Consider the following 19,864-nt stretch of genomic DNA (forward strand, 5'->3'; position numbering starts at 1 on the left):
ATTTGTCCCGATCATTCAAAATGGCGGCGCGCGTTAGCTTCTCGCGCGGCGCGAGCGGTTTCTACAGAGACGACGCGGCGACCGACAGGCCAAAGCGCAATCGCGGCAATTTTAAAGTTCGCAATACCGACAGGTATCCCGATGATAGTGACACACTGCGCGATACCGGAGGCAATGTGCATCAGGCATAGCCACCAGCCGAAAAAAAGTAACCAGAAAATATTCAGCACGGTACCGCCAGTATTCATTAATACGCTTTTCGCCGCCGGATTAAGTTCGTCAACGTGAATGGCTTCATTACCGTAAGGGAACAGGGACAGTTTGGTTATCTCCCAGCAGGAGCGGGTCAACGGCAGGGTAAAAATAAGCACAATACTGACCAGCGTCGCCAGCAGCCAGGCCAGCGTAGTGGCAAAGCCGCCCAGTACAAAGTTTAAAATATTCAGAACGGTACGCATAAACCCTCAGTTCATTCCGGTTTTCTATCACTGCGGGCAATTGTAACGTTTTTTTAGACTGGAGCACGTTTTCTCTGGCGGTTACACTGATAAGCACATCTTTACGTCTGGATTCGCTGAGTCATGGAACTGAAAGCAACTTCTCTTGGAAAACGTCTGGCGCAACACCCGTATGATCGTGCCGAGATCCTCAACGCTGGGGTGAAAGTGTCTGGCGACAGGCATGAATATCTTATTCCATTCAATCAGTTATTGGCGATTCACTGTAAGCGTGGGCTGGTATGGGGCGAACTGGAGTTTGTCCTGCCGGAGGATAAAGTCGTGCGTTTGCACGGTACCGAGTGGTCGGAAACCCAGCAATTCCATCGCTATCTGGACGCGCACTGGCGTCGCTGGAGCCAGGAGATGAGTGATGTCGCCGCGCAGGCATTACAAGAGCAATGGGCGCGTATTAGTGAGCGAACGGGCGAAAACCAATGGCTTACCCGTGAACGCGTTCGGGGGCTGGAACACGAAATTCGCCAGACGTTTGCCGCTTTGCCGCTGCCGGTCTCACGTCTGGAGGAGTTTGCTCACTGTCGCGAGATATGGCGTAAGTGTCTGGCCTGGTTACAGGATAGCGAGGGAAGTCGGCAGCAGCATAATCAGGCGTATGCTGATGCCATGCTGGAAGCGCATGCCGACTTTTTTACGCAGATAGAATCTTCTCCGCTTAATCCTTCCCAGGCCAGGGCGGTGGTTAACGGCGAATCATCGTTACTGGTACTGGCGGGCGCGGGAAGCGGTAAGACCTCGGTGCTGGTGGCGCGCGCGGGTTGGCTGTTGGCGCGCGGACAAGCAGATGCGGGGCAAATTCTTTTACTGGCGTTTGGTCGCAAGGCGGCAGAGGAGATGGATGAGCGTATCCGCGAGCGCTTACATACGGAAGAGATTACTGCCCGTACGTTCCATTCGCTGGCGCTGTATATTATTCAGCAAGGCAGTAAAAAAGCGCCGGTTATCAGTAAGCTGGAAAGTGACGCCACCGCGCGGCATCAGCTATTTCTGCGCACCTGGCGTCAGCAGTGTAGCGAGAAAAAAGCGCAGGCCAAAGGCTGGCGTCAGTGGCTGGAAGAGGAGATGCAGTGGGTAGTGCCGGAAGGTAATTTCTGGGACGATGAGACATTGCAGCGGCGTCTGGCCCCTCGCCTGGATCGTTGGGTCAGTTTGATGCGTATGCACGGCGGCGCGCAGGCAGAAATGATCGCTGGCGCGCCAGAGGAGTGCCGCGAGCTGTTTGGCAAACGCATTAAGCTGATGGCGCCGCTGCTAAAGGCCTGGAAAAGCGCGTTGAAAGCGGAAAATGCCGTTGATTTCTCCGGGCTGATCCATCAGGCAATGGTGATCCTCGAAAAAGGGCGTTTTATCAGCCCGTGGAAGCATATTCTGGTCGATGAATTTCAGGATATTTCCCCGCAACGGGCGGCGCTGTTAGAGGCGTTGCGCAAGCAGAATAGCCAGACTACGCTGTTTGCCGTTGGCGATGACTGGCAGGCGATTTACCGTTTTAGCGGGGCGCAGCTCTCCTTAACGACGGCGTTTCATCAGACGTTCGGCGAGGGCGAGCATTGCCACCTGGACACCACGTACCGTTTTAACAGTCGGATTGGCGATATTGCCAATCGCTTTGTACAGCAGAATCCGCACCAGCTTAAAAAACCGTTAAATAGTCTGACCCCAGGCGATAAAAAAGCGGTGACGTTATTGGATGAAAGCCAGTTGGACGCGTTACTGGATAAATTATCCGGCTATGCGAAGGAAGATGAACGTATCCTGGTGCTGGCGCGCTATCACCATCTGAAACCCGCGAGTCTACAAAAAGCGGCGACTCGCTGGCCGAAGTTACAGATAGACTTCATGACTATCCATGCCAGCAAAGGCCAACAGGCCGATTACGTGATTCTTGTCGGATTGCAGGAGGGTAACGACGGTTTCCCCGCCCCGGCGCGAGAATCCATTATGGAAAGTGCGCTTCTTCCTCAGGTTGAGGATTTTCCGGACGCTGAAGAGCGGCGTTTGTTATATGTGGCGTTGACGCGCGCGCGTGCGCGGGTCTGGCTGCTTTTCAATAAAGATAATCCCTCGCGCTTTGTGGAGGCGCTTAAACAGCTGGAAGTGCCAGTGGCGAGGAAGCCCTAAAGCGCGGGCGGTACAGCATCCCGCCCGCGTAGCGGTTATTTCAGGCGCTCGGCCAGATAACGCGCATAATCCGGAATAAGAATATCTACAGCGTCATTAAAATGCGGGGACTGGATGATAAAGTCCGCCGTTGAGACGTTAGTGGCGACAGGGATATTCCATACGGTGGCCAGACGCAGTAGCGCTTTGACATCGGGGTCGTGCGGTACCGCGTTAAGCGGGTCCCAGAAGAAAATCAACACGTCGATTTTCCCTTCTGAAATGAGTGCGCCAACCTGCTGGTCGCCGCCCATCGGGCCGCTCAGCATCGCATTAACGTCCATACCGGTTGCGCGCTGGATCAGATTCCCCGTGGTGCCGGTTGCATAAAGAACGTGTTTTTCCAGCAACGGCTGATGGCGTTCCACCCAGTTCATTAACATCTGTTTGCAGTGGTCGTGAGCAACCAACGCGATATGTTTGCGCGTCGGCAAGGTGCGAGTCGTCAGTTCCATAATTCGATTCCGTAGTTAACCTGTCTACAGATTACTGGAAGCGCTTGATGCTGCAAGAGAAAGAGAAAAAAATTGCGCGCTGGGACAACTCATATCAAGAGGGCGGCTGTTTTTCCGCCCATTGCAGAAAATGATGGCGTGTCTGCGGGTCGGCCAGTCGGAACCAATATTTCAGCCGCTGTTCTGTCAGAGTTTGTGATTGCGGCGGTACGGTATCAAGCTCTGAGACGTCGGAAAGTAATGTGCTGTCGTCTGCCATCATCGTGGCGAACTGAGGAAGCGAGGCGCGTTTCGCCGATTTATTATAACGCTCGGTCTCTATTTCATAATCGACCACTTTAGCCGTAGAAGTAATGGCCAGAATATCGAGTTTTACCGGAATGGGCATGGCGTCGCCGTCCAAAAGCGCCAGACGCGGCGCCGCGTTAAAATGCGAGGCTTCGCGCTCGTTTTCCAGCCGCGGGAGCTGGAAATTGACCTGACTTATCAGTTGGGTATCGAAACTTATCACCAGCGGCGGAGAAATATAAAGCCGCTCTTCATTACCGGGCAGGCGGATGGTTTTTTCCACCCGGAAAACGAGTTGATGCGGCCCGTTTTCCAGTTCAATGCTCTCTGCGCCGCGTAATAAAGAGCTGGACACCTTTTTGCCGTCCAGCACCAGCAGATCAACCTCATTAGACAAACGGAGCGTTGTGGCAAAAACAGTCACCGGCAAACAGAGAGCAAGGAAGGTGGCTAGCGCGCCGGTTTTCATAAGGTTCTCCTGTCCAAAGGCCGTCTGGCTAATAATGTATCGAAATTTTTCTTAGATCATGTTTACTAACATATAGACATATTTTGGCGTTTTGCTCTCATACATCGGTATGGGATGAATGGTTGCTATGTCAGGTTTGTCGTACACTTTGCAAAACAGCCAGGAGAAAGATGATGAAAGAGACCGATATTGCTGATGTTTTGACGTCCACTCGCACTATCGCGCTGGTAGGTGCGAGCGATAAACCCGATCGTCCAAGTTATCGGGTAATGAAATACCTGCTTGAACAGGGCTACCATGTGATTCCGGTTGCGCCAAAAGTCGCGGGTAAGACATTGCTGGGGCAACAGGGGTATGCCACGCTGGCGGACATTCCCGAAAAAGTCGATATGGTGGATGTTTTTCGCAACTCTGAAGCTGCATGGGGCGTCGCGCAGGAAGCTATCGCCATCGGCGCAAAAACGCTATGGCTACAGCTTGGCGTGATCAACGAACAGGCGGCGGTGCTGGCGCGGGATGCAGGCATGACCGTGGTGATGGATCGCTGCCCGGCGATTGAGATCCCTCGCCTGGGGCTGGCGAAATAAAAGTTTAAATGGCCGGATATCGCTTTCCGGCCTTTTAAATACAATCAGTTACGTAGTCGCGGCGCCTGAAGCTGCTTGCGAATGGTACGCGCCAGTTCATCCATCGATGGCTGTTCTGGATGCTCGTCCCGCATTTCGCTTCGCAACTGGGCCTCGGCCAGATAAGTATGCACTGGCTGACCATCATCATCTTCCATTACCACGTGGTACCACGGAGCGGCGCGAAGTTCGTCGTTAACCGCCAGTTCATCAGGCGACGGCTCATCAAGCGAATATTCCGGGTCGATATCGACGACCACTCCGAGGTAACCTAACAGGGAATGGCGGACCTGTTGGCCGATACCGAATTTGCTGGCTATCATAGTCACCTCCCGGGAAATAGATACCCTTTATATGAGGATACTATTCCACTTTTCAAGTTACATGACGCGACAGGCAAACCCTTTCAGATACAGCCCTTCCGGGTAGGTGGCGATCACCGGGTGATCGGCGGCCTGACGGAACTGCTCTATAAATTGTACATCACGACCGGCATCTATTGCGGCATCGGCAATGATTTTCTGAAATAAATCGCTGGTCATCAGTCCGGAGCAAGAGAATGTCAGCAGTATGCCGCCTGGATTGAGCAGTTGAATCGCTAACATGTTAATGTCTTTATAGCCCCGGCAGGCGCCCATTAACTGGCTTTTATTTTCAACGAATTTGGGCGGGTCCATGATGATGACGTCGAATTTTTCGCCGTGTTCACGGTAAGCGCGCAGCAACTTAAACACGTCGTCGCGCACGAATTCGGCTTTGCTCAAGTCCAGTTGGTTCAGTTCAACGTTTTGCCTGGCGATATCCAGCGCATCCTGTGAGGTATCCACGCTGACAACCTGGCGACAACCGCCCATTAACGCCGACACGGCAAAACCGCCGGTATAAGAGAAGCAGTTCAGTACCCGCTGATTTTCCACGTAGCGGCGCGTCGCCAGACGACTGTCGCGCTGATCAAGATAATAACCGGTTTTGTGGCCGCCCTGGATATCGACCAGCAATTTCATACCGTGTTCTTCAATTGGCAAAAGCGCAGGCGGCAGTTCGCCAGTGACCGGACCTTGCGTCAGCGCCATCCCTTCTTTTTTCCGCACGGCGACGTCGCTGCGATCGTAAATAGCGCAATCCGGATAGCATGTTTGCAGCGCGCTAATTAATGCGGCGCGTTGATATTCGGCCCCGGCGCTGAGCAGTTGCAGCACCAAAAAATGACCAAAACGATCGATAGTGACGCCAGGCAGGCCATCGGACTCACCGGCGATCAGACGATAGCTATCCAGGCCGTCTTTTTTCGCCAGCCAGTCGCGCCACTGCTGCGCCTGGCGCAGGCGGCGGGTGAAAAACGCAATATCAATGGATTCTGCTTTATCAAATGTCCAGACGCGCGCGCGGATCTGGGAGGCTGGTGACCAGGCGCCGCGTGCTAACCACTTTCCCTGATGGTCGACGATATCGATAGTTTCACCGAGGTTGGCTTTGCCTTCCAGACGGGATACGGCGCCGGAAAAGACCCATGGGTGGCGGCGGAGTAAAGATTTTTCTCGCCCTTTGCTGAGGACTAAACGGGGATATTGCGGAAATGTAGATTCAGTCATGCGGAGTAACCTCTCACAAACAGTGACGCGGGCCGGATGATAGTTCCAGCCTGGGACCGTGAAAACGAAATGGCGCGTAGGGTAGCACAGATGAGAGGGGCAATCACCAGCGTATGGCGGTGAGCGTTTCTGCACAAAATAGAATCGTAAAGGCACAGTTTCTTCAGCGGACGCTTTTTATAGTGTTATTTCTTTACATGAAGAAGGAAATACAATGAAAACAGTCTTCTCTTTGACCGCAGCCGCAATGATGGCATTGAGTGGCGGCGTATCTGCCGCGTCGGCGTTTAGCCTCAGTAGCGCGGATATTCCGGCGGATTTTCGTTTAACGCAACAGCACGTCTTTAAAGGATTTGGTTGTAGCGGAGAAAATATTTCGCCGCAGCTGAGCTGGCGCAATCCGCCTGCCGGAACCAAAAGCTACGCTATTACCGTCTTCGATCCTGATGCGCCCACCGGAAGCGGCTGGTGGCACTGGACGATGGTGAATATTCCTGCGCAGATTCACGACCTGCCGACGGGGGCTGATAAAAAAACGTTACCCGCCGGAGTGGTGCAGGGACGTAATGATTTCGGTTATGCTGGCTTTGGCGGCGCCTGTCCGCCGCCGGGCGATAAGCCTCATCGCTATCAGTTTACTGTGTGGGCGCTGAATACGGCAACACTGCCGCTCGACAGTGAATCGAGTGGCGCGTTGGTAGGGTTTATGCTGAACGCGCATGCGATTGCGAAAGCACAATTCACGGCCACATACGGAAGATAAAACAGAGGACGGCACGGTGCAGGAGATGCATATTCGACATCAGGATCTTACGACGGCAGAGGTGCGTTCCAGTCATCTGCACCGTTTGCATCGTGTTACGCTTTTTTCCGCCGCTATCTGCCATATTACGCAGGGCAGTAAAGTCATCATTCAGGATGATAGCCGCCTTGTCGCCGGGCCGGGCGAGTTGATTATTATTCCGGTGAACACGCCGCTGGAGATTATTAATCAGCCTGCGCAGAACGGTTTTCGCTCCGACCTGTTGTTACTTTCACCGGAGATTATTGCTCGCTTTAAAACGATGTACGTTCAGGATTATCCACCGGCAAACCTGACATCGCTGTGTACCCCGATGAGCCGTAGCCTGACATTTATGTGGGAGAACGTGTTGGATGCTGTGCGCCAGGGCTTACCTGTCGGGCTACAGGAACATCAGGCGATGGGGTTACTGTTAGCGCTTTTGCATGATGGCGCGGCGGGACCGCTGCTTATTGAACGGCGTTACACCCTCACGGAGCAGGTGCGGCAACTGATTATGCTCTCACCTGCTAAGCTATGGACAGCCCAGGAGATAGCCCGCCGTCTTGCTATGGGAACATCGACGCTGCGTCGGCGTTTGCAGCGCGAATCGCAGAGTTATCGGCAAATTATTGAAGAGGTACGCATGTCCTGCGCGCTTTCTCAACTGCAATCGACGACGCTGCCGATCGGCGAAATAGCGCTACGGTGCGGCTACCTGTCGGGGTCGCGATTTACGGCCAGATTCCGCCAACATTATGGGTGTCTGCCTAGTCAGGTACGTTAAGTATGTCCTGTATGCGTCTTCACCGTTGATTATGAAAGGAGAACCATCATGTCGAACGTCTGCATTATCGCCTGGGTTTATGGTCGCGTTCAGGGCGTCGGGTTTCGCTATACCACGCAGCATGAGGCGCAGCGGCTGGGGTTAACCGGCTATGCGAAGAATATGGATGACGGAAGCGTAGAAGTGGTGGCCTGTGGCGACGCGGCGCAGGTAGAAAAGCTCATCAAGTGGCTGAAAGAGGGCGGGCCGCGCTCTGCTCGTGTGGACAAAATCCTCACTGAACCGCACAGCCCTCGCGAGACGTTAACAGGCTTCAGTATTCGGTATTAAATACATTTTACCGGCTTGGGCAGACCGGCGATTTTGGTCGCTTGCTTTGCCGGGCCTTTCGGGAACAGACGATACAGATAGCGGCTGTTGCCTTTTTCTTCGCCGAACTTATTCGCCATCGCTTTTACCAGCATTCGGATGGCGGGAGAGGTATTAAACTCCAGGTAAAATTCGCGCACGAAGCGCACGACTTCCCAGTGTTCCGCAGAGAGCTCAATGCCTTCATTGGCGGCGATAGCGACTGCCAGCGCTTCACTCCACTGCGTCGTCTCTTTCAGATAGCCTTCGCTATCAGTACTGATTTCTTTACCTTCAAAGATCAACATAACGTTTCACTGCGTAATCAACACGGACGGCAGTGTAGCAAAAAATAAAGCCCTGCATAAGCAGGGCTGGAAGAGGGGAATGTCGATTAGTCGCGGCTGGCGAAGCCCAGAATGCTGAGCAGGCTGACAAAGATGTTGTACAGCGAAACGTACAGACTGACGGTCGCACGAATATAGTTGGTTTCACCGCCGTGAATGATGTTACTGGTTTCATACAGGATAGCGCCCGAGGAAATCAGGATAAACACCGCGCTAATCGCCAGGTGCAATGCAGGCAGTTGCAGGAAAATATTCGCCACCATACCAATCAGCACGACGACGATCCCGGCCATTAACATACCGCCCAGGAAAGACATATCCTTACGGGTGGTCAGAACGTAAGCGGAGCAGCAGAAAAATACTAACGCGGTACCACCCAGCGCCAGGCCAATGACATCGCCCATGCCTGCTGACAGATAGGCGTTAAGAATCGGGCCCAGGATATAGCCGAGGAAGCCGGTAAACGCAAAAGCAGACAGGATACCGACCGGCTTATTGGCGGTTTTATAGGTCAGGAACATCAGCCCATACATACCGACCAGCGTCAGAATCAGGCCGGGGGAGGGCAGCATCAGTACCGTACTGGCTGTCGCGGTAATTGCGGAGAAAGCCAGCGTCAGGCTCAACAGAAAATAGGTATTGCGCAGTACTTTGTGCGTACTCAGTAGCGAGCTACGATCACGCGATGATGTAATGATACGATCCATTAGTCACTCTCTTATGACAGATGTAATTAATAAAGGAGAATAATAAAAACAGTCACTGTCACCCAGTGGTTTTACCCATCTTTACGCATTCGTTTACGTTTAGTTTCCTTTAGAGATTTCAGGTGATTACCGTCGTTAAAACGGTCTGCTCATGCCTGGCGCTACGCCATAAAACAGGCGGCAGCGCCAACCACGCGTTACCGATAAAAAAATCGCTAATCACAGCGGTGAAACAGTGGAGGCGATCAATACGTATTCAGCCAGTTTTGTGTTGAAGAAATGGTCAATGTGCCGCTATTTCAGGCAATTAACGAAATTTTGCCTGTTTTTCACGCAAACGAACACATTCGGTCTTTACATGACGCACCGGGATGTTTATAGTGCGCCTCATTCCGGAAGTGTGGCCGAGCGGTTGAAGGCACCGGTCTTGAAAACCGGCGACCCGAAAGGGTTCCAGAGTTCGAATCTCTGCGCTTCCGCCAGATTAAACAAGGGGTTACCGAAAGGTAGCCCCTTTGTTTTTTAGGCGCTTAGAATATAGTTAGAAAATAATGTTAGAATATTTCCCGAAAAAACGGACTACGCGAGTCTTTAGTTTCTTTTCATTTCCCGATGTGTCTATTTATTGAAGATGTAGGCCATTCTGGGAGGTGAAGAATGCCCCATCTCTTTCAGAATAATGTTGGTATATTCGACAACAGGGCCTCTTGGATAATTTTCTTCTTTATCCTGAAGATGGGTCAGTGCATGTACAACTTCATGAATAAATGAACGTTTTGTGTCAAAAAGTTGTCTTCCTTCGTTACTTTCATAATGTTCGGTATATGAATCATCAGAATCGTCCAGATTGAGACAAATAACTTTCCTGCCTTCTGAAAGTTTGAAGTGTTCCTGAGCCACGGTAGTTTCAAAGGCTTCGCCTGCCCCCAGTAGCCAGCGCTGCTCCACATCATGTAGTTCTTTTTCATATGCGTAATTCATCAGTCTGCGGAATGTTTCGCTTTGGGTATACGCATTTTGAAGTACGGAGGATAGTTCATCGTAGCATTCGTCATAAGTGTCGTCATCAATTTCTGTATCAGGGTCTATTCCACCCGCGCCTGAGATAAGGTACTCCACCACACACTCTGGCTCCAGACGGAATTCACTGTTTATGGCAAGGCTGTCATGAGCAAGGCGTAGCCATGAGGGGTTTGGTGCATGTTCGGGAATATCGGGGAAAACAGGTGTATCTGCGGTATTTAATCCATATGTGGATACTCCGCTTTGAGGTATTAATCTGTAGGTGACCGGAAGCATAACTTCTTATTTCCTGACTACAATTATGAATTATTTAAATTAAACAATAATAGTGTTTTTAGTTAATGTGCCACATACAGATAACGCTATGATTCAGACAAAGCCAACAAGTAATACGCTGAAAATGTTATTTATAATGAAACTTAGGGGCGGGGTTTATTTAATAAAACAAGGGGGCCTCTGTTTGAATACTTCTTGTTTATAAAATCCCTTTATCTCGACTAAAATATCGGATGGGGGAAAAGAGTTCTATCATTGTAATCCGGGAGTGGAGTAGGGGTATGTTGACTACCTGTCAGATCGGCTCCTGTTAATGATTTCGCTAAAGTTAGAGCTATCTTATCTAATTTCGCACCATTTAGTTTGGTGTCAGTTAAGTCTGAGCCGAATAGAATTGCAGCGGTTAAGTTTACACCGGACATATTAGCGCAAGTCAGGTCTGCGTGAGTCAGGTTTGCTTTAGTCATGTTTGAACCCATTAGATTTACAGCGTGTAGATTTGCACAACACAAATTTGCACCGACTAAATTTACATTAGATAGATTTGTTTCACGGAAATCTGCATCAGAAGCATCTATGTCTGACAAATCTTCCCCCTGGAAATCTTTATGAGCCAGGTTTACTCCGCGCAGGTTCAGAAAACCATCCTCGGTTATAAGTGAATCAGGCTGTTGTATATTATGTTTACTCATCAGTTTTAACATTCGACATACATTCCAAAATCTCTCACTATCAACTTTATCCGTTACAGTTTTTCCATTTTTGTTCACTTCAATAATGACCATGGGATCCGTATTTTCGGATGCTGCTCCACATGACAGACATATAGTACACCCGTTGACATCCTCCAGAAATATTTTATTACCATCGAAGAAAGCATCTTTATTTACATATAATAATGATGTAGTCAGTTTTCCAATTACCTCCCGAAAGCATCTTTCATTGCTTCTTCTTACTCCACCACAGGTAAAAAAATTGACAAACCATTCCAGTATACCGCGTGGTGAAGTTGCACTTTTCATTGCTTCTTTCGTACCGGTACCGGCCGCATGCAAATATCTTAATATATTTTCTGGGGACGCGTTAGTTATTGGCATTTTGATTCCTTCTTATGGAAGTGAGCCGACTCCTTATAGGTGTGAGTCAAGTCACATTTATACAAGGAATAATAAAAAAAGATATAAGGTGATTTTTGTATTTAGAGCTTTGGTTGAGTATGAGTAGGTGTCTGGCATCTGACAAGAGGCGATGATATCTGCCATAACGGTGAAGCAGAAGTAATATCACCCGTGAATAATAAGATTATCCTTGCTATTGACTTCCTTCATTTCCAGCATAGCTTACGCTTCATCATCATTGAATAAACAATTAAGTTTGTTGAGCGAAAATTTACTTAAAGAAAAAATAATAAGCACTAATATTTTTTGCAGTATTTCAACTTATACCAGAATAAATGCGCGTAGATGGCGTAAAAACCTGATGAGCAGGAATACTTACACACTAAAAATGCTCCCGCAAACAGAGCAAAATGAGAGAGATGAACGTTTGCCCCTTACATTTCCACCAAAGATTCTGGTCTTGTCTCTTGTAAAGGGCATACGTATCGCGTTTTATCTCATTAAGAAAGTATGTTGACGTATTAAATTATGCATAATGCTCTTTCAATTGCTTCACGTTTGAAATGAATAATTCAAAACCAGTGAGCGCCTCTTCTTCGGTACTGGTTTGCGGCAAGCGATAAAGCGCCACTAAAGCAGTATTGTCTGCGTCAGCGCCGATAGTGACGGCGCTGGTGTAGTTCAGACGTAAAAAATGCTGCAAAGTCAGGATGTCGTCAGGCAATGACATAAAGGGACAGCACATTTCCAGTGTATGATCGGATTCATTAAAATAAACCTGTATCCCATCATCAATGATAAGCAGTGGCTCATCTTCTGGCGCATCCAGGCCTAACGCGTCATATAAACGATTTAATAGACTTTCCATATAGTTACCTCAAGACTCAAGATGTGATTAATGAAGAAATGCCTTTTACTGACTGCCAAATATTTTCATCCCCAACTCGTTTTTGATAGGAAAGATTGAGCACCTCTGGCGATAAATTTTTCATTACTTTGTTTCCCGCCCCGCCCGTATTTTGTTTCTGAATCTCCAGGTTACCGCTATTCAGTAATACTTTTTGGAAAATTTTCTGTCCACCGCTATCCGGAAGACTACCAGGCGCACTTAACATATGGGTCTGATGTAAGGAAATGATCTCTCGCTTGATTTCTGAATCCATCATCCCTGTACGATCTTTGCCGCTTTTACAATTCCAGGCGGGTACCGCGTCAATTTCATGGGCTAACATGGCAAGGCGTTGTGCGAGTTTATAGGGTTCGCCGCCATCTTTATGATGTTGGTTATTTTTCCATATATCCTTAATCTGGCGCGCTAATGTATTGACGACCTCATAATTATCCGGGTATTGCGCCAGCCATTCGCCAACCCAGCCACCTGGTCTGGCTTCAGGGCGTAAATCATTGCCTAATAACTGATGTAGCGCCTCGGCATTATAGCTATCCGATGCCTTAAGGCCAAAGCCGAGCTTGAGCGCCAGCTCATTAACACCCACATTAAATGCGGCGACGTCCGGTTTTATTTTTACCGTCTGTAGATCGCCATCTTTATTGCGGATTTTTAAATGAATCATTTTTCCCGGCTGGGTCAACGATTGCCATGCGCGCATTTGGTCCTCGACCATCGTTCCCTCTTTGCCGAAAATATTCGACGCGGTGAGTAACCCGACGGATACCAGTTTCAGGCTTACCGCCTCGCCCGCTAAGGCTTTGTTAAGCAACTCAGGTTTACTAAAAAGTGCCGCAGTTAATACTTCTTTGGCTTTGTTTTCAGCGCCGACGTGACGCAGAAGCGGATCTTTTTCATGATAGGGGGAAAGCACGCCATGACGTATCCCGCAAAAAAGCGTTTTATCTTTACCGTCCTCATGCACACTCACCGTGGACATCCACAAATTATTGGCGTGATGAATATTCTTGGTATCCCAACTGCATACGCCCTTTCCCTCATAAGCACTGGGAAAGATATCTTTTGCGCCGATTTTCATCTCTGCTGCAGGGAGCTGCGTGTTGGTATAGTGATGCCCGTTATGCGTGAGTGTATTTTTTATGGTTTGCCAGGGCTGGTTATTAAGCTGCTTGACCTGAGCATCTCTAAACGCTACTGCCGCAAAGCGATGAGCTTCTTTTGCAGGTAAGCCATCCTGCTGCTGAGTGCGTGCTGCAATAAGTTCGATAAGATTTTTCTTCAATGCTTTTGCCGCGGCTTCTTCTTGTTTTGTTGCTGGCCGGTCCGCTTTAACTTTGGCTAACTCCATTTGGTTTGCCATTGACGTTAGAACCGGGTCTTGTTTACCCAGAACGGTTGCCGCGACGGTAAGAAGATCGCGCTGTAAGTTATAGAGGTTATGCAGCGAGTGGTTAGACGCCTTCTGATGCTGTAGATAATTCCCCCATGTCGCGCCGGGTTCTCGCAGGACAATAATTTCCGGGCGAACGTCGGACGCTTTAGCCGGTGCTTTGCCCTGGCCTGAGAGAATCTGCATTCCGTTGTATAAGGTTTTTTGTAGGCTTTTAAAAGCCTCCTGGGTTTTTAGTGAAGCTGAGTGATAGAAGCTCTGTATTTGCATAGCGTTTTTAATATTCCTGAATAGGGGAGTGGGAACATTCAACAGGGTTAACAACCCTTTAAAAGGATGTGACTTTTATGCACCAGGAACTTTAAAAAAATGTCCTTTTTAATGAGGAAACGCTTCTGATCAGGCGGGGAGGCATCCTGACGTCCATACGTAGTGGCGATCATGGGGGAGATCGGTACATCAAATGTTCATAAAATCTACAAACTTCACAATTTATGGCACAACTTTTATTGAAAACCCACCTTCTTGACTCAGATCAAATTCACCGATTTACTCCTGCGTAAAGTAACGGCGTTACATCAAATGTTATACAGGTGTGTGTATGCCAGCAAAGCCCCGGACAAGTAAGACCGTGACGAAGAATATTCGTTTTTCCTATTCCATGCTTGAACAGATAGAATTCGCGTTGAAATCTGAAAAGACGCGGAATTTTTCAGCATGGGTAAAAGAGGCCTGTCGGGAAAAGTTATGTAACACGGGACATAAGCTGTAGTTATCGTCTTATGTAAGAGGGGGCGGCCATTTTGAAAAGAACAACGTGCTTATATACCTCCTGGGTTTTTGCCGCTTTTGTCTCTCTGCTGATATTTGCCTGGAGTGTCATAAACTATCCTCTCTATGAATCCATAATAATTATTGTCTTTTATATCTGGCTAATTCTGGTACCGCTTTATCTTATTGTGTATGAGTGGCTAATAGATTGTCATTAAATTTATGGTTGCGTACTTGAAAAGTGATATTTCATATCTGTACGGTAAGTCATTGTCGTAATAATATTATTGGTCAGGCGACGGGCGAGCGTCTGCGCATTTTGCATCGTTTTATCTTCAAAATTTTGCAGTAAGCGTTGCGCTTCTTTCGGATGCGACGCATATAATCTCAGATAGCTCTGCTCCATCTTATACTGCTGCTTAGCTGTTTGCTGTTCAAATGTTTTCCAGGCGTGTTGCACATCTGGCGCAAACGCATTGTAGTCCTGCATAACCAGCGTTTGCAGCGTGCGGAATGTCCAGTAGGTAGAGTCGTTGCTCGCCCGATCGGTTCCTTTATCATCTCCGGGTTGATAATGACGCATCCCCTGATAATAGGGGAGATAGACGCTAAGAGATGGCATTCCATAGGCGATGTATTCTACGTTGCCGATAGCCTGCGGTAATTTCGGTCTGACCTGTAAAATATGTGACTCCTGGGTACGAAAAACGGATATAGGTCGCCATGGTTCTTGTGGATTATGACTGGCATAAGGGTCGTGCGACGTTCCCTGATAGTGATTGCGTAGCGCGTTTTTTACTGCCGCCACGCTGATCTTCGTTATTGGCGTTAAAAAAACAGGAAATGTTTCCCCTTCGCTAACGACCGTATCCAGATGCGGATTAAACTGGTGTTGTAGCGTCCAGACGCGCGGATAATTATAGGTGGTATCGTTTTTGTTATCCTGCGAATAGGCTTGATGAAAGTCGAATTCGCCGCGGGCCGGATCATATAATCCCTGCTTTTTCGCAAAGCTTACTAACGTTGGTGACGCCATATAATTCGCGTTATCATTCGGATCGTAATGGCGTAAACGTCCCTGATTGGCGGAAACGAAATAGCTATCTGCCGGAAGTCGTACTGCCAGCCATTGATGACCGCTTCCCGTCTCCAGATACCATATCTCTTTGCTATCAATAAACGCGACGCCGAAACCTTCGCCCGCGCCTTTTTGTTCAATAATGTCTCCCAGTAATTTGGCGCCCTGACGCGCCGATTGCGCCACTGGCAGGATCACGGACTCAATGGCGTCTTCCGTGATTCCTGTTTTTGTCACGTAAGGATCGGCAGCCAGCGCCGCTCTGCCGTTATAAATGGTTTCCGTTGCGCTCATTCCGACGCCCGCCGAATTGAAACCGGCTTCACCCATGGCGTTATCGTTAGTATCAAAGTCATGAATCGCCGTATAGCGCATCGCTGTCTCCGGAAGCGGCCAGCTAAAATTGTTGCGATGTGCTTTATACTCGCCTTGTTGATGAAACGCGACGGGATGAATAACCTTATGCTTGGCGTTATTTGCCGAGCCATCTTCGTTGCGCGCGATAATGAAGGAGCCGTCAGCCGAAGCCTGATTGCCTACCAAAAGGGTAGTACAGGCGATGACTTTACCCATACCCAGCAGCGTAACGGCGAATGCAAGATACTTTTTCATAAAGGTTCCCACTGAATAACGCGTTATGGGATGAATTGACCCTGGATTGGAAACCGAGAAAGTGATCGAGCCAGCAATATTCTTTGCCGGCATCCTTTATTTTCTCTTTATTGAGGTTGTATTGATAACCACAGCCCTGTGGCAGGGAAGGGGAACAGAACCTGTACTGACCTTAGCTATCACCGCTATCGGGCAGACGAACCGAAAAGATATTATGTTCATCGGCATAGCGGTAAGATGCCGAACCACCGTGTAATAGAGCAATCGCGTTAACTAACGATAACCCCAGGCCGAAACCGGCAGTGTGGCGGGCATTATCTCCTCGCCAAAAACGCCGGAAAAGCTTATCCGCATCGGCTGGGTGGCTGCCCGGATTAGCGACCCGAATTTCTGCAACGTTATCATCATAAGCGCTTTCAATACGTATCACGGCGTTTTCATCAGAATAACGGATGGCATTCGTCAGCAGGTTTGAGAGCACTCTTTGTAATAATATTTCGTCAGCCCATACCGTTCCCTGACATTGATTTATAAAACAGATGCGCTTCTCCTCGGCAAGGGGGCTAAGATAATCCAGCATATTTTCGACCAGCGCATTGAGCGAAACAGGCTGTTTTTTTACCGCTATATTCTGGTGCTCCGCGCGTGCCAGAAAGAGAATATTTTCTGTCAGTCGCGACAGTCCCTCCAGCTCTTCAATATTATCGACAAGGGCTTGTTGATACTCTTCGGCGCTGCGTTCCTGACTCAGCATCACCTGATTCTTCCCCAGTAAAATATTAACCGGCGTGCGCAGCTCATGCGCCAGATCGTCGGCAAATTGGTTCAGGCGTTCAAAATCGTCGGAAAGCTTCTGGCGCATGGTATTTAGCGCTTGTCCAAGCGGCCTGAGCTCAACGGGTAACGCCTGTTCCGCCAACGGCTGGCGAAGTGTGCCGCTATCTGTCGCCGCGGTGAGTCGGCTGAGCGACGTAATGGCCCGCAGCCCGTTTCTGATGACTAATGGACTGAGCGCCGAACAGACGAGGATCGCGATAAGGCTCATCAGCAAACTGTTGCGGCGATATTGCGTCAGCATTTGCCGCCTTTCCGTCGCCAGCCTGGCAATAGTAAGGGTCAGCGGGTCATCGCCGCTTCTGGCGTTTACTCGTACCGCGGTAAGTTCCGTGCCTTGTACCGCCTGGCGAAATAAGGTTTCGCGGGTGATGTTTTTAGCCAGCGGAATCTCGTTAAAGCGTTGGTCGGGGATGCCGCTATGATTAATCGCAACATTGTGGCCTGTTGCTGAATGGATCAATAAGATATCCTGCTTCGTATCCACCATCCGATTGAAATAGAGCGGCAGATTTTCCGGCCTGGCGCCATCCAGTAACAGTTGCTGCATTTGCGCCGCCCGATTTATTAGCGTCATATCATCACGATACGTTAATTCTTTGCTCAGCGCGTTATAGAGCGTCCAGCTAATGCCGGTACAGGCGAGGATAAGGATGGCGATAAAAGAAATTGTCAGGCGCAGCGTCATTGATAACTTAACCATTCTGCGACGTTTCCGCCTGTAATCGATAACCCATCCCCCGGACGGTCATAATGAGCTTCTTTTCAAATGGATCGTCTACTTTGGCGCGCAGCCGACGAATCGCGACATCAACGGTGTTGGTTTCACTATCAAAGTTAATTCCCCAAACTTCGCTGGCGATCGCGGTTCGGGGCACGATTTCTCCTGCCCGGGACGCCAGTAACCAGAGGAGCAGGAATTCTTTGCGGGTCAGGGAAATCGGTTTGCCATTTCGTGACACCGATTGCTTTGTGGCATCCATGTCCAGACCATTGATCGTCAGTCGAGTAAAGGCAGGGACATGCTGTCTGAGTTGAGCTCTCACCCGGGCCAGCAGTTCGGCGAAGGAAAAAGGCTTAACAAGGTAATCATTAGCGCCCGCCTCAAGACCTTTGACGCGATCCTCAACCGAGTCGCGCGCCGTCAGGCAAATAACAGGGGACTGATGCGCAGTGCGTAACGCGCGTAAAACCTGCCATCCATCAAGCCCCGGCAGCATAATATCAAGAATAATCAATGAATAATGTTCCTGAAGGGCCAGGTGTAATCCGTCTCGTCCATCACAGGCATAATCAACCACATAGCCTGCTTCCGTGAGTCCCTGACGTACCCACTCAATGGTTTTCTGGTTATCTTCAATCAATAAAATCTTCATCAACGCAGTATGCCATAGGCTTGTTAGCGAATCCGTAAATCTCCAACAAGATGACATAATTGTCATGTCCGTGTAAGGTTAATCCTGGACGCGCCAGATATATTTTCCTGCATCAATACCGTAAAGGAGTGAAGCATGAAACGATATATACTGGCTACCGTGATAGCATCTCTTGTTGCAGCCCCGGCAATGGCGCTGGCCGCTGGCAACAATATTCTCAGCGTACATATTCTCGATCAGCAAACAGGCAAACCGGCGCCCGGCGTGGAGGTGGTACTGGAGCAGAAAAAGGATAACGGATGGACGCAATTAAACACCGGGCATACCGACCAGGATGGACGTATTAAAGCACTGTGGCCCGAAAAAGCTGCCGCGCCGGGGGATTATCGCGTTATTTTTAAAACCGGCCAGTATTTTGAAAGTAAAAAACTGGATACGTTTTTCCCGGAGATTCCCGTCGAGTTTCATATCAGCAAAACGAATGAACACTATCATGTGCCGCTGTTATTAAGTCAGTATGGTTATTCAACCTATCGCGGGAGTTAATTTAGAGCCTATCCCATTAGGGTTATTTTACTTGCCATTTTGGTCCTGGGCAGTGCTCGCCAAAACGCGTTAGCGTTTTGAACGCCGCTTGCGGCGGCCCGAAGGGCGAGCTTAGCGAGTCAAATCTCACGTACTACGTGTACGCTCCGGTTTTTGCGCGCTGTCCGTGTCCAAACTGGCTGCGCCAATAACGCCTGGTGGGATAGGCTCTTAGATTGTATTAATCGCCGCGATTTATGGCGAGCAAACATCGCGGCGGGAATAAAAATCTTCAGCGTATCGACTCTTCTCCCACAAGCGGTGGTTATCCCGCTTGTGGGCATGAGTGACGGTTAAACAGGCGCTTCCATCTCAAGTCTGACCGGATGAAAACGGCGTTTGAAATAAATCAGGCCATGCCCATCCTGGCTAAGAATAATATTTTTGATCGCCACCAGATACACCAGATGCGTGCCAATGGTTTGTACCTCGCTGATCTCGCCTTCAAGACCGGCCAGCGCGCCGTTAAGTACCGGCTGGCCCAGCGGCCCGTTTTGCCAACATGGCTGGTGAAAACGCTCTTCCATCGCCATCCCCGTCATACCGGCAAAGTGGCGCGCCATCAGCTCCTGCTCATGGTTAAGTACATTAATGCACAGCCTGCCGTTGCCCTGAAAGACGGGGTTCATGGCGCTATTGGCATTAATACATACCATCACGGAGGGCGGCGTATCGGTGACGGAACAGACCGCTGTTGCGGTGATACCGCAGCGTCCGGCGTGACCCGCCGTGGTTACGATGTTGACCGCTGCCGCCAGACTTGCCATCGCATCGCGAAAACGCAGACGTTGTTCATCTACTTGCATGAGAACCTCC

24 protein-coding genes and 1 tRNA gene are annotated in these 19,864 nt (G+C 49.4%); 9 read left to right on the top strand and 16 right to left on the bottom strand.

What is annotated here, in order from left to right; translation table 11 throughout:
- Positions 1 to 11 precede the first annotated feature (11 nt).
- On the bottom strand, positions 12 to 458 hold the full coding sequence (locus tag J4613_RS00090) for a YccF domain-containing protein (RefSeq protein WP_001617378.1): 447 nt from the start codon (positions 456 to 458) through the stop codon (positions 12 to 14).
- A gap of 123 nt (positions 459 to 581) precedes the next feature.
- Here J4613_RS00090 and helD point away from each other — a divergent pair, with 123 nt between their 5' ends.
- Positions 582 to 2,636, top strand: coding sequence for a DNA helicase IV (gene helD / locus J4613_RS00095; protein ID WP_058107044.1), 2,055 nt, complete (start codon positions 582 to 584; stop codon positions 2,634 to 2,636).
- A gap of 35 nt (positions 2,637 to 2,671) precedes the next feature.
- Here helD and mgsA read toward each other — a convergent pair whose 3' ends face one another.
- Positions 2,672 to 3,130, bottom strand: coding sequence for a methylglyoxal synthase (mgsA, locus tag J4613_RS00100; RefSeq protein WP_000424187.1), 459 nt, complete (start codon positions 3,128 to 3,130; stop codon positions 2,672 to 2,674).
- A gap of 94 nt (positions 3,131 to 3,224) precedes the next feature.
- Positions 3,225 to 3,887: a DUF2057 family protein gene (locus tag J4613_RS00105; RefSeq protein WP_000847719.1), complete on the bottom strand. Its 663-nt coding sequence runs from the start codon at positions 3,885 to 3,887 to the stop codon at positions 3,225 to 3,227.
- A gap of 173 nt (positions 3,888 to 4,060) precedes the next feature.
- On the opposite strand from J4613_RS00105, the gene J4613_RS00110 reads away from it, so the two are divergent.
- The gene (locus J4613_RS00110; protein ID WP_001537782.1) at positions 4,061 to 4,474 is read left to right on the top strand and encodes a CoA-binding protein; all 414 of its coding nucleotides are present in this window, start codon (positions 4,061 to 4,063) and stop codon (positions 4,472 to 4,474) included.
- Positions 4,475 to 4,518: 44 nt separating this feature from the next.
- On the opposite strand, the gene hspQ is transcribed toward J4613_RS00110, so the two are convergent.
- A complete protein-coding gene (hspQ, locus tag J4613_RS00115; RefSeq protein WP_000561983.1) occupies positions 4,519 to 4,836 on the bottom strand; it encodes a heat shock protein HspQ in 318 nt (105 codons plus the stop codon).
- Between the two features lie 57 nt (positions 4,837 to 4,893).
- Entirely contained in the window at positions 4,894 to 6,105 is a 1,212-nt protein-coding gene (gene rlmI, locus J4613_RS00120) for a 23S rRNA (cytosine(1962)-C(5))-methyltransferase RlmI (RefSeq protein WP_000140480.1), read from the bottom strand.
- A 214-nt stretch (positions 6,106 to 6,319) separates the two neighbouring features.
- Between rlmI and J4613_RS00125 the strand changes: the two genes are divergently transcribed.
- Genes J4613_RS00125 through yccX form a run of 3 tightly spaced genes read left to right on the top strand, consistent with a single transcriptional unit; the run spans position 6,320 to position 8,003 of the window.
- Complete coding sequence (locus J4613_RS00125; protein ID WP_000859414.1) at positions 6,320 to 6,868, top strand: YbhB/YbcL family Raf kinase inhibitor-like protein; 549 nt, start codon at positions 6,320 to 6,322, stop codon at positions 6,866 to 6,868.
- Positions 6,869 to 6,893: 25 nt separating this feature from the next.
- Positions 6,894 to 7,673 (top strand): helix-turn-helix transcriptional regulator, encoded by a 780-nt coding sequence (locus J4613_RS00130; protein WP_058145154.1) that lies wholly within the window; start codon positions 6,894 to 6,896, stop codon positions 7,671 to 7,673.
- Between the two features lie 48 nt (positions 7,674 to 7,721).
- Positions 7,722 to 8,003 (top strand): acylphosphatase, encoded by a 282-nt coding sequence (gene yccX, locus J4613_RS00135; RefSeq protein WP_000072884.1) that lies wholly within the window; start codon positions 7,722 to 7,724, stop codon positions 8,001 to 8,003.
- Here the strand turns inward: yccX and tusE are convergent.
- Entirely contained in the window at positions 8,000 to 8,329 is a 330-nt protein-coding gene (gene tusE, locus J4613_RS00140) for a sulfurtransferase TusE (protein WP_000904446.1), read from the bottom strand. The genes yccX and tusE overlap by 4 nt on opposite strands.
- An 86-nt stretch (positions 8,330 to 8,415) precedes the next feature.
- Positions 8,416 to 9,075: an FtsH protease modulator YccA gene (gene yccA / locus J4613_RS00145; protein WP_000374046.1), complete on the bottom strand. Its 660-nt coding sequence runs from the start codon at positions 9,073 to 9,075 to the stop codon at positions 8,416 to 8,418.
- A 394-nt stretch (positions 9,076 to 9,469) separates the two neighbouring features.
- On the opposite strand from yccA, the gene J4613_RS00150 reads away from it, so the two are divergent.
- Positions 9,470 to 9,557 (top strand) — tRNA-Ser (locus tag J4613_RS00150).
- Between the two features lie 136 nt (positions 9,558 to 9,693).
- Here the strand turns inward: J4613_RS00150 and pipA are convergent.
- Positions 9,694 to 10,374, bottom strand: coding sequence for a type III secretion system effector protease PipA (gene pipA, locus J4613_RS00155; protein WP_111742385.1), 681 nt, complete (start codon positions 10,372 to 10,374; stop codon positions 9,694 to 9,696).
- A 221-nt stretch (positions 10,375 to 10,595) separates the two neighbouring features.
- On the bottom strand, positions 10,596 to 11,471 hold the full coding sequence (gene pipB / locus J4613_RS00160; RefSeq protein ID WP_023250827.1) for an SPI-2 type III secretion system effector PipB: 876 nt from the start codon (positions 11,469 to 11,471) through the stop codon (positions 10,596 to 10,598).
- Between the two features lie 217 nt (positions 11,472 to 11,688).
- Here pipB and J4613_RS00165 point away from each other — a divergent pair, with 217 nt between their 5' ends.
- The gene (locus J4613_RS00165) at positions 11,689 to 12,009 is read left to right on the top strand and encodes a membrane protein (protein ID WP_010989012.1); all 321 of its coding nucleotides are present in this window, start codon (positions 11,689 to 11,691) and stop codon (positions 12,007 to 12,009) included.
- A 9-nt stretch (positions 12,010 to 12,018) separates the two neighbouring features.
- Here the strand turns inward: J4613_RS00165 and sigE are convergent, their stop codons facing one another.
- Both sigE and sopB read right to left on the bottom strand, forming a co-directional pair.
- Positions 12,019 to 12,360, bottom strand: a complete 342-nt coding sequence (gene sigE / locus J4613_RS00170; protein WP_111742384.1) for a type III secretion system chaperone SigE — start codon at positions 12,358 to 12,360, stop codon at positions 12,019 to 12,021.
- Between the two features lie 16 nt (positions 12,361 to 12,376).
- The gene (sopB, locus tag J4613_RS00175; protein ID WP_001166962.1) at positions 12,377 to 14,062 is read right to left on the bottom strand and encodes an SPI-1 type III secretion system effector inositol phosphate phosphatase SopB; all 1,686 of its coding nucleotides are present in this window, start codon (positions 14,060 to 14,062) and stop codon (positions 12,377 to 12,379) included.
- Between the two features lie 331 nt (positions 14,063 to 14,393).
- On the opposite strand from sopB, the gene J4613_RS00180 reads away from it, so the two are divergent.
- Positions 14,394 to 14,564, top strand: coding sequence for a YlcI/YnfO family protein (locus J4613_RS00180; protein WP_001111006.1), 171 nt, complete (start codon positions 14,394 to 14,396; stop codon positions 14,562 to 14,564).
- Here J4613_RS00180 and J4613_RS00185 read toward each other — a convergent pair whose 3' ends face one another.
- The 4 genes from J4613_RS00185 to hprR form a co-directional block, all read right to left on the bottom strand.
- Entirely contained in the window at positions 14,565 to 14,675 is a 111-nt protein-coding gene (locus J4613_RS00185; RefSeq protein ID WP_000174813.1) for a hypothetical protein, read from the bottom strand.
- Positions 14,676 to 14,783: 108 nt separating this feature from the next.
- Positions 14,784 to 16,253, bottom strand: a complete 1,470-nt coding sequence (locus J4613_RS00190; protein WP_000760235.1) for a C69 family dipeptidase — start codon at positions 16,251 to 16,253, stop codon at positions 14,784 to 14,786.
- Positions 16,254 to 16,425: 172 nt separating this feature from the next.
- Positions 16,426 to 17,790 carry a heavy metal sensor histidine kinase gene (locus J4613_RS00195; RefSeq protein WP_000240033.1) on the bottom strand — a complete coding sequence of 455 codons (1,365 nt, stop codon included), beginning with the start codon at positions 17,788 to 17,790 and terminating at the stop codon, positions 16,426 to 16,428.
- Positions 17,783 to 18,463: a response regulator transcription factor HprR gene (gene hprR / locus J4613_RS00200; RefSeq protein WP_000698205.1), complete on the bottom strand. Its 681-nt coding sequence runs from the start codon at positions 18,461 to 18,463 to the stop codon at positions 17,783 to 17,785. Before hprR ends, J4613_RS00195 begins: the two co-directional genes overlap by 8 nt.
- A gap of 135 nt (positions 18,464 to 18,598) precedes the next feature.
- On the opposite strand from hprR, the gene hiuH reads away from it, so the two are divergent.
- Entirely contained in the window at positions 18,599 to 19,009 is a 411-nt protein-coding gene (gene hiuH, locus J4613_RS00205; RefSeq protein ID WP_000833188.1) for a hydroxyisourate hydrolase, read from the top strand.
- A gap of 332 nt (positions 19,010 to 19,341) precedes the next feature.
- Here hiuH and J4613_RS00210 read toward each other — a convergent pair whose 3' ends face one another.
- Positions 19,342 to 19,854, bottom strand: a complete 513-nt coding sequence (locus J4613_RS00210; RefSeq protein WP_001195556.1) for a 4-hydroxyphenylacetate 3-monooxygenase reductase subunit — start codon at positions 19,852 to 19,854, stop codon at positions 19,342 to 19,344.
- Positions 19,855 to 19,864: the final 10 nt, after the last annotated feature.

This window comes from Salmonella sp. 32020114201800008SM, from assembly GCF_017572025.1.
Classification (GTDB): domain Bacteria; phylum Pseudomonadota; class Gammaproteobacteria; order Enterobacterales; family Enterobacteriaceae; genus Salmonella; species Salmonella enterica.